Annotated in this window: 1 protein-coding gene; it reads right to left on the bottom strand. The window is 65.5% G+C overall.

Annotated elements, in window-relative coordinates:
- Positions 1 to 632: WD40/YVTN/BNR-like repeat-containing protein (locus BFD71_RS38720; protein ID WP_256095122.1), on the bottom strand; the 632-nt coding region annotated here is incomplete at both ends.

Below are 632 nucleotides of genomic sequence, written 5' to 3'. Positions count from 1 at the left end.
CCAGTGTGTGGAACGTTGCGCCCTGATCGGTGCTCTCGAGCAGTTCGCCGGCCTGCGTGGCCAGCAGCAGACGACCATTCGGGAGCTCGGCTGAGGCGAGGATGCTCGCGCCGGTCGGCAGCGTGATCTTGCTCCAGGTGGCGCCGCCATCGGTGGAGCGGTAAGCGTTGCCGAGCAGGCCGTACACGATCATCGCGTTGCCAGCCGCGGCGAGTCCGAAGAGGCTGCCCTTCGACGGCGAGGACATCGCAACGAAGCGCTGCCTGCCGGGGTCGAGTTTGAGCAGCAGCCCCTGCTCGCCCACGATATAGAGCGTCCCGTTAATACGCCGCAGCGCATGCAGGTTCAGGGCGTCCGGGTTGTCGACGCGGTCAAACCATGGAACCCAGTTCTTGCCGCCGTCTTCGGTATGGAAAATGATGTTGAACGAACCGATGACCCAGCCCGAGCGCTCGTCGTCGAACCAGACGTCGAGGAAAGGACGTCCGCCCTGGTCGGCCACGAAGCGCTGGGCCTCCTCGCGCGAGGCCTTCAAGTCCGGCGAATCGCCCCGCTGCTGCGCGTAATAGTCGGTCATCAGCTTCGCGGCCTGCTCGCCGTCAAGCTGGCGCGTCCAGGTATTGCCGCCATCG

This window comes from Paraburkholderia nodosa (genome assembly GCF_001718195.1).
In the GTDB taxonomy this organism is placed as follows: domain Bacteria; phylum Pseudomonadota; class Gammaproteobacteria; order Burkholderiales; family Burkholderiaceae; genus Paraburkholderia; species Paraburkholderia nodosa_A.
Note: the sequence above shows the minus strand (reverse complement) of the source record. Positions and strands in the feature narration are given on the sequence as shown.